Consider the following 8,281-nt stretch of genomic DNA (forward strand, 5'->3'; position numbering starts at 1 on the left):
CCAAACGTTTCTCATTGGAATCCTGCATTTCTTTAACGGCCTTCGTCAAGCTCTGGTTTATTTGCTCTAGGCGCTGGTCAGAGCGATCTCGATTATCAGACAAGTTTTGGTGTAAAACTTCTCTGATATCCGTTAATTGTCGATAGAGTTCTTTCTGCAATTGATTCAATTGCCTTGTTGTTTCAAGTTGGTTTGCCTTGGCAAAGCTTTCTAACTGAAAAGACAGTTGATCTGAAAGATTATCTGCATTTCCCTCCAGACTCTTATTAATCTGACCCTTTAACTCCGCATTTTTCAATAAAAGAACAACAAGAATTCCTAAACTTAACAAGGTCAAAAGTGTAAGCAGGTAAATCATACTAACTCCTATCTTTAGTCTGAATGACAATCACGTATCCATTTGGAACTACAACATGAATGGGGCCATCAAGGAATTCATTACTAGAATAGTTTTTCTTTTGAAAATAATTCCTATCAGTTAATTCGTACTTTGCGCCCAAAATCGTCAATTCCCCAGTTCCTTCTTGTAAGAAAGAAACGTAAGTCATCCCTGGTTCAGGAAAAATATCATGTTTTCCTTCTGGACAATAAGTAACCTTATTTTGCTTATCTCTCAAACAGATACGACTCATAAAGGGAGCTAGTTCAGGATCACTAGCCAGAAATACATTTGACAACATATGGTCCAATCTACCACCAAATGCACCAAAAATAGTTACTTCAGCTTCAGGGAAAGCTTGAAAAATCAATTTTAAAGCTAACTCAGTGTCCGTGTCATCCTTCTCAGCGGGAGCCTTCTTACAAGATTTAGCTATCGATTGAATGACGTTTAATTCTGACTCGGAGACAGAATCAAAATCCCCTACAGCCAAGTCAAGAGGTAACCCCCACTCCAATAAGTACAAACAAGCACGGTCCACTCCAACAAAATAATCAAAATCGGTAGTGAACCAATCTAGCTCACCACCGACAAACAAAGCTACTTTAGGCATCGATAGCATCACGAAGTGTTTGAACTTGAGCAGTTAAATCAGGATTCTTAAAGAGATAAGAACCTGCTACAAATACGTTAGCTCCTGCCTTGGCACATGCAGCAATCGTCTTATTATCTACACCACCATCAACCTCAATATCAAATGAATAGCCACCTTTTTGGCGAAGTTCGACAACACGTTCCACTTTAGACATCATTTCTGGAATGAAAGCTTGACCGCCAAAGCCTGGATTTACAGTCATGATGAGCACTTGATCCACTAAATCAAGCACAGGAATAAGTGCCTCAACTGGGGTTCCTGGATTAATCACAGCACCTGCTTTCATACCAGCAGCCTTTATCTTCTGAAGAGCACCATGAATATGTTTAGTCGCTTCAACATGAATCGTCATGATATCTGCACCAGCTTGTGCATAGGCATCCACATAACGCTCAGGATCAACAACCATAAGGTGACAATCAAAAACTAACTTGCTGTGTTTACGCATACTAGCAACCACATCTGCTCCCCAACTAATATTAGGAACAAACTGACCGTCCATAATATCAATGTGAACATATTCTGCACCCGATGCATCAACACGAGCCAATTCTGAAGCAAAATTAGCGTAATCAGCAGCTAGGATAGAAGGAGCAATTTTATATGACATGAGAGACCTACTTTCTTTTGATAGTTTTTTTATATGTTTCGCGACGGTTTTCAATTTCACTCAAAAATTGAAGGTAATTATCATAACGCACTTGCCAGATTCGTCCATTCTCCACCTCATCTTTAACAGCGCAAGAAGGCTCGTGCGTATGGGTACAAGATCGAAACTTACAACCATGACTGGCTTGACGAATTTCTGGAAAAGATTCACTCAAATCTTCTGCATTATCCACTTCATAATCTAAGGAAGAAAATCCAGGTGTATCTGCAATTTTCCCACCATGCACATCATAAAGACTCACAGCTCTTGTTGTGTGACGTCCACGCCCCAGACTGTCGGAAATTTCACCCGTTTCTAGCTTCAACTCAGGAGCAATACGGTTCAATAAAGTTGATTTACCCACACCTGTCTGCCCCATAAATACGGTAACTTTATGGGCCAAGAGAGGTAAGAGTTCTTCCAAAGTGAAAACGAAATCAAAACCAATTTTTTGGTACTTTTTTTGAATCTCCTTCATTTCCGAATCATCTTCAATCAAATCCATTTTAGAAATATAGATTACAGGTTTTATATGTTTGTGTTCTAATAAGACCAAAAAACGGTCCAAAAGATTACTATTAAAATCTGGTTCCTTAGCAGACATAATAACCACAGCCTGATCAATATTGACAATAGGTGGACGCACTAAACTATTAATGCGTTGCCCAATTTTAAGAATATAGCCTTCTGAATTTTCCTCCGCTGAAAATTCAACAAAATCTCCAACGTAAGGCGTCTGCCCTTTTTTTCTAAAATTTCCTCGTGCACGCGTCTGGTATACAACACCATCATGCTCTACATAATAGAAACCTGCCAGCGCTTTGATAATTCTTCCTTGCAAGTGAACTCCTCATTCGTTTAATAGCCTTATTATACCACAAAACTGCAAGCATATCTGACCCAAAACAAGTAAGGAGCTCAATTCCTTTGGGCTCCTTGCATTTTTACTAATTTGCAGTATAATAAGCATAACATCTGCGGAGGTGGTGGAATGGCAGACACGCATGCTTCAGGCGCACGTGCTCTTACGAGCGTGAGGGTTCAAATCCCTTTCTCCGCATCATTGTACAGAAAATTCCGCTGACATTTATGTTCAGTGGGATTTTTAAGCTATAAACCTGCTTCGCTCAAAGCATCAGATAAACGGGCAAAATCAGGTATAGATAGAGCCTCTCCACGAATAGAAGGCTTTATATTTGCATTTCCCAAAGCCTGCTCAAGTTTAGTTTTGACTTCTTCAGATTTACCAAAATGACTTGTCAAATTATTCCAAAGTGTCTTACGACGATGCACAAAGCTAATCTTCGATACACGGAAAAAGAAATCTTCGTCTTTAACTTCAACCAGAGGTTGCTCACGACGCGTCATCTTCAAAATAGCCGAGTCAACATTAGGTGCTGGTACAAAAACTGTACGTGGGACAACAAATGCCACCTTAGCAGTCATATAATACTGAACAGCGATTGATAACGAACCATAGGCCTTGGTATTGGGCTCTGCAGAAATACGGTCAGCAACCTCTTTTTGCATCATAACAACAAATTCTGCAAAAGGAATCTTACTCTCAATCAAATGCATTAAAATTGGTGTCGTAATATAGTATGGTAGGTTGGCTACGACCTTAATTGGTAGGTTTGGATTTTTAAATTCTTTGACACGTGTCTGTAAATCTGCCTTGAGAACATCTTCGTTAATCACTTTAATATTATCATGGTCACGTAGTGTATCTTCCAAAATTGGAACCAAACGCTCATCGATTTCAAAAGCCATAACCTCTGCAGCATTTTCAGCCAAAAACTCAGTTAATGCTCCGATACCAGGTCCAATTTCGATAACATTGACATTTTTATCAATCTCTGCCGTATCTACTATCTTTTGTAAAATATTTGTATCTGTTAAAAAGTTCTGTCCAAAAGACTTCTTAAAGGTAAAGCCGTGACGCTCAAGAACAGCCTTGGTCACGCTATAATCTGCAATTCTCATTTCTTCTCTCTTCTTATTGTTATATTACGATTCTGCTTACTCGAGCCAAAAAATAAGGTTGATACTTTTACAGTTCATTAACTGGAATAACTATTTCAAATTCAACCTCAGCAGTCACCTGCCTAATCAGAACACCGATATATTCTAGTAACGGGCCATAGCCTCTTCAAGCTCCTCTAATGTAATTCCAAATAATTCCAAACGTTTTAAAAGCTGCTTTCCATTGCAATAACCAATACGAAGCGTTTCTCCCAAATATTCTCGACGTTTTCGACTGTCTGCTCCCATTACTAGTCCTAAACGCATAAGATCTGATTTCCTAATATCAAACTGATTATCATCATCATAACTACCTAGGACTCCTGCCAAAGCTTTTTGAAGATCCTCGAAACTAGCATGCTCAACCCCTAGAGAACGCCCCTTTGTCTTGGATTTGGGAACAGCTTCACCACGATTTAAAAAAGCATGCTTGGCCGTTGGGACAGCTCCCATAATGATTTTACGGATACGTTCTCCATTATAATCCGGATCAGTAAAAACAATAACACCACGTAAGTCATTAAGCTTATCAATACGCTCTAAGTCATCTTCATTAATAGCAGAACCTCTAGTTTCATAGGTGTCCACCTCATAAAAACGTCTCAAGTTTGCCGTATCATCCTTACCCTCTACAACGATGACTTCTTGAATTTTTATTTTAGTCATTAAGCCCAAAAATCCTCATTGCATTGTCATAAGTAGCTCTTGCAACTTCTTCACTTGTTAATCCACGAAGCTCAGCAATCTTGTCTACTACGTAACGTGTATAGCCGGTACGATTCTCACGACCACGTTTCGGAACAGGTGCCAAATAAGGTGCATCCGTTTCAACCAGAATCCTATCTAAAGGCAATTTCTGAGCAGCTTCTTGGACATCCAATGCTTTTTTAAAGGTAACAACACCTGAAAAGGAAATCATCATTCCAAGATCAACAAATTTTTGAGCCATTTCTAAGGATCCTGAGTACGAGTGCATAATACCACCACGGGGACCAACTCCAACTTCTTTAATGACATCGTAAGTATCTTCAAGTGCATCTCGTGTATGGACAACAAAAGGTAAATTATATTTCTTTGATAAGCCTATTTGACGCTTAAAGACCTCAATCTGAACCTCTTTAGGATCTTCCATCCAATAGTAGTCCAATCCAATTTCACCAAGTGCCACTACTTTCGGATTATCCAATTGTGATACAATCATATCCTCAATTTCCTGAGAATAGGACCCCGCTTCTGTAGGATGCCATCCAATCGTACTATAGAGTTGATCATATTGCTCTGAAAGTTCTAAAGACTTATCAATTGTCGGTTTATCAAAACCAACAATATTCATTTTAGTAACACCAAGTTCCGCTGCAAAATCTATTTCTTCTTGTTCTTTTCCTGCAAAATTATCCACATTAAGATGGGTATGCGTATCAAAAATTTTAATCATAGGTCTATTATAACAAAAAGGAGCGAGCTTAGCTCACTCATCCTTTCATTTATTAAACAAAGAGTCGCATATATTCTATCTTTGTACAGCGATTCATTACAATATCCTGGTGTCCTGCCTGACGTAGCATGATTTCAGCTTCTTCATTTTCAATACCAATCTGACTCCAAAAAACTTTGGCATCCGCTTCAAGGAAATCAGAGGCAACATCTGGCAAAAACTCACTACGTCGAAAAACATCAACAATATCGACCGAAAACGGAATATCCTTTAGTTGACCATAGACATGCTCTCCAAGAATTTCTTGCCCCTCAAGCTTCGGATTAACCGGTACAATACGATAGCCGGCAGTTTTTAAAAAATGCGCAACTTGGTAGGCTGCTGTTTCTTTTCTATGAGACAAACCAACAATGGCAATCGTTTTGGCCGATTTCAAATAAGAATCGATAACCTCTTCACTAGGATTTTGAAATGTGTAAGTCATAAGAATCTCCTCCTATTTCAATTAACTAAAATAAAAATCCCTGAACGGGATTTCGTCGATTACTTAACCAAGCTCAGCAACGATGGCCTTAATTTGATCTTTCGTATGTACACCTGCAACCTGCTTAACAACTTCACCATCTTTTTTGAAGAGCAAAGTTGGAATAGACATAATTCCAAACTTTTGAGCTGTTTCTGGATTCTCATCAACATCAATTTTGACAATCTTGAGTTCGTCCTCTGAAACCTCTTCAGAAAGCTGTTCAAGAATAGGGGCCTGCATCAAACAAGGCCCACACCAAGTTGCCCAGAAATCAATCAAAACCAGACCCTCAGCTGTCTCTTTTTCAAAGGTAGCATCTGTTACTACTTGCGTCATTTCATTATCCTCCTAGATATAGTAAACATTTGTAGACCTATTCTATATGATTCTACAGAGCATTGCAAGAATTTGATACAGACATAAAAAATTCATATCAAATATTAGTCATTGCCTATCATAGACATCGCTTGCCCACAACATAGCTTGGATGTATAATAATAAAAACACTATAAAAAATAGAAAAGAGTACATATGGATAAAGATGCAATGATTACCTATCTCATAGGTGAACTCAAAAAAGAAAATCTAGAATTACATGATTTGATTGTTCCAGAAGAGCTCGAGAAAAAGCAAAGACTTCTAAGAGCACTCTTTAATACACGTAAACCAATGGCAGCGTCAACACAATTCTTGACCATCCAAGACCTTTACCTACAAGTTAGAAAAGGAGAACGTGGAATTGTACAACTCAACACACTCCGTCCAATTCCTCAAGATGACCAAATTTACATCTGGAAAGGTGATATCACAAAACTCGAAGTAGATGCTATCGTAAATGCTGCAAATAAGACCTTACTGGGTTGCATGAAGCCACTTCATGATTGTGTTGATAATGCTATCCACACTTATGCAGGAGTACAGCTTCGCCAATCTTGTTACGAACTCATTTTAGAGCAAGGATATGAGGAACCAGTAGGAATGGCTAAAATTACGCCAGCTTACAATCTTCCTTCTGCATTCGTTATACACACAGTAGGCCCAAAGATAGAAAACCAACCAACACAAATTGATGAAGATCTTTTAGCTAAATGCTATCTATCTGTATTGGCACTAGCTGAAAAAAATAACATTGAGTCCATCGCAATTCCATGCATCTCAACAGGAGACTTTAATTTCCCAAAACAAAAGGCTGCGACAATTGCAATTCAGACTGTTAAAGACTTTATAAAAGACTCTACAACCGTTAAAAAAGTTATTTTTAATGTATTTGATGATGATAATTTAAGTATTTATCAAGAACTCCTTACAAAATAAAAAGGTTAGAATAAAAATTCTAACCTTAAGTATTAAACAGGTAAACTTAAAACAGCCAGTGAGGCAAGACAATCATTTAAAACAATTGTCTTACTTCACTTTTTTATTTTAACTCAGACTGTTCTTTTAACAAATCAAAGAATATTGGATAATCTCGTTTTAGATTAACAAACTTACCTTCTTTAGACATAAAGCTATGTTCAGAAACAGCAGTACAAACAATAGTCCCATCTTGATTTAGCATACGATATTCAAAAGAAAGTCTTGCAGATTTAACTCCTTTAACAGTAATCTCTATAGAGATCTCATCCGCAAAAGTCGAAGTAGCTTTATATTCACAAGACAGAGAAGTAACCGGAGAAATTATTCCTTCCTCTTCTATTCTTTCATAAGGCCAACCAATTTCCCTAAGAAATAATGTTCTAGCCTCCTCCATCCATCGAACATAATTAGAATGATGAGTAATACCCATTCTATCCGTTTCATAATACTGGACCTCGTGTTTATAAATAAACATAAGAACCTCCCAATACATTAAAAATTAGGAAATAAAATCCAAAATATCTTCTTCAGAAAGTGAAGAATCACAAACGACCTTGACAGAACCATTTTCTGATACAAAAAGTGCCGGAACAGTTGCAATACCATATCGATTACGTAACCCTTGAATTTCCTCAAGTTCTTCCTCATTTTCACTATTAACGTAGAAAATATTAAAATTAGAACTATGAGCAACATTCGATAATTTAGGTTCAAAACGTTGACAATAAGGACAAGAAGGTCTACCAATAAATAAAATGAACTTTTCTCCAGAAGCAATTTTCTCTTTAACTAAAGACACTGAAGCTGGAGTAAAATCCGAAGCAAAAATAGACATAATGACACCTCACAAATAAAAGTATAGTCCTATGATAGCTGAATTCGACCTAATAAACAAGTAAATAAATTGAAAACAAAAAAGGTCAGACAAAGTCTGACCACAAGTACTATACTCCGCCAGTAGGACTCGAACCTACGACATCATGATTAACAGTCATGCGCTACTACCAACTGAGCTATGGCGGATAAATGCTAAGCGACTACCATATCTAACAGGGGGCAACCCCCAACTACTTCAGGCGTTCTAGGGCTTAACTGCTGTGTTCGGCATGGGAACAGGTGTATCTCCTAGGCTATCGTCACTTAACTCTGAGTATTCTCAACTCAAAATTGAATATCTATACCGTCTCAAGAAACCTTCACGCTATCAATGTCTCTCAGTTACTTGCTTTGGATAAGTCCTCGAGCTATTAGTATTTAGT

Annotated in this window: 11 protein-coding genes, 2 tRNA genes, 1 rRNA gene and 1 pseudogene; 2 read left to right on the plus strand and 13 right to left on the minus strand. The window is 37.9% G+C overall.

Translation table 11 applies throughout. The features are described 5' to 3' along the window. From HSISS3_RS10015 to rsgA, 4 genes and pseudogenes are all read right to left on the minus strand, one after another. Positions 1–358, minus strand: a pseudogene (locus HSISS3_RS10015) (DNA recombination protein RmuC); the annotation flags it as partial. A gap of 1 nt (position 359) precedes the next feature. Next, positions 360–992, minus strand: a complete 633-nt coding sequence (locus HSISS3_RS10020) for a thiamine diphosphokinase (RefSeq protein ID WP_021146515.1) — start codon at positions 990–992, stop codon at positions 360–362. Further along, complete coding sequence (rpe, locus tag HSISS3_RS10025; protein ID WP_002889333.1) at positions 985–1,644, minus strand: ribulose-phosphate 3-epimerase; 660 nt, start codon at positions 1,642–1,644, stop codon at positions 985–987. The genes HSISS3_RS10020 and rpe overlap by 8 nt, the downstream gene beginning before the upstream one ends. A gap of 7 nt (positions 1,645–1,651) precedes the next feature. Further along, positions 1,652–2,524, minus strand: a complete 873-nt coding sequence (rsgA, locus tag HSISS3_RS10030; RefSeq protein WP_021152599.1) for a ribosome small subunit-dependent GTPase A — start codon at positions 2,522–2,524, stop codon at positions 1,652–1,654. Positions 2,525–2,660: 136 nt separating this feature from the next. On the opposite strand from rsgA, the gene HSISS3_RS10035 reads away from it, so the two are divergent. After that, positions 2,661–2,743: transfer RNA gene (locus HSISS3_RS10035), tRNA-Leu, on the plus strand. 50 nt (positions 2,744–2,793) lie between these two features. On the opposite strand, the gene rsmA is transcribed toward HSISS3_RS10035, so the two are convergent. The 5 genes from rsmA to trxA form a co-directional block, all read right to left on the minus strand. Then, positions 2,794–3,666, minus strand: coding sequence for a 16S rRNA (adenine(1518)-N(6)/adenine(1519)-N(6))-dimethyltransferase RsmA (gene rsmA, locus HSISS3_RS10040; RefSeq protein ID WP_021146517.1), 873 nt, complete (start codon positions 3,664–3,666; stop codon positions 2,794–2,796). A 144-nt stretch (positions 3,667–3,810) separates the two neighbouring features. Further along, positions 3,811–4,371, minus strand: coding sequence for a ribonuclease M5 (rnmV, locus tag HSISS3_RS10045; RefSeq protein WP_021146518.1), 561 nt, complete (start codon positions 4,369–4,371; stop codon positions 3,811–3,813). After that, entirely contained in the window at positions 4,364–5,140 is a 777-nt protein-coding gene (locus HSISS3_RS10050) for a TatD family hydrolase (protein ID WP_021146519.1), read from the minus strand. Before HSISS3_RS10050 ends, rnmV begins: the two co-directional genes overlap by 8 nt. 52 nt (positions 5,141–5,192) lie before the next feature. Beyond that, on the minus strand, positions 5,193–5,624 hold the full coding sequence (locus HSISS3_RS10055; RefSeq protein WP_021146520.1) for a CoA-binding protein: 432 nt from the start codon (positions 5,622–5,624) through the stop codon (positions 5,193–5,195). 63 nt (positions 5,625–5,687) lie between these two features. Next, complete coding sequence (trxA, locus tag HSISS3_RS10060; RefSeq protein ID WP_002889340.1) at positions 5,688–6,002, minus strand: thioredoxin; 315 nt, start codon at positions 6,000–6,002, stop codon at positions 5,688–5,690. Positions 6,003–6,197: 195 nt separating this feature from the next. Here trxA and HSISS3_RS10065 point away from each other — a divergent pair, with 195 nt between their 5' ends. Next, positions 6,198–6,980, plus strand: a complete 783-nt coding sequence (locus HSISS3_RS10065) for a protein-ADP-ribose hydrolase (RefSeq protein ID WP_008535650.1) — start codon at positions 6,198–6,200, stop codon at positions 6,978–6,980. A gap of 103 nt (positions 6,981–7,083) precedes the next feature. On the opposite strand, the gene HSISS3_RS10070 is transcribed toward HSISS3_RS10065, so the two are convergent. The 4 genes from HSISS3_RS10070 to rrf form a co-directional block, all read right to left on the minus strand. Then, a complete protein-coding gene (locus HSISS3_RS10070; RefSeq protein WP_021146522.1) occupies positions 7,084–7,497 on the minus strand; it encodes an acyl-CoA thioesterase in 414 nt (137 codons plus the stop codon). A gap of 24 nt (positions 7,498–7,521) precedes the next feature. Further along, positions 7,522–7,857: a conjugal transfer protein TraF gene (gene traF / locus HSISS3_RS10075; RefSeq protein WP_008535651.1), complete on the minus strand. Its 336-nt coding sequence runs from the start codon at positions 7,855–7,857 to the stop codon at positions 7,522–7,524. Between the two features lie 114 nt (positions 7,858–7,971). Beyond that, positions 7,972–8,045: transfer RNA gene (locus HSISS3_RS10080), tRNA-Asn, on the minus strand. Between the two features lie 5 nt (positions 8,046–8,050). Further along, a 5S ribosomal RNA gene (gene rrf, locus HSISS3_RS10085) occupies positions 8,051–8,166 on the minus strand. Between the last annotated feature and the right edge of the window lie 115 nt (positions 8,167–8,281).

The organism is Streptococcus sp. HSISS3 (assembly GCF_000448605.1).
Classification (GTDB): domain Bacteria; phylum Bacillota; class Bacilli; order Lactobacillales; family Streptococcaceae; genus Streptococcus; species Streptococcus raffinosi.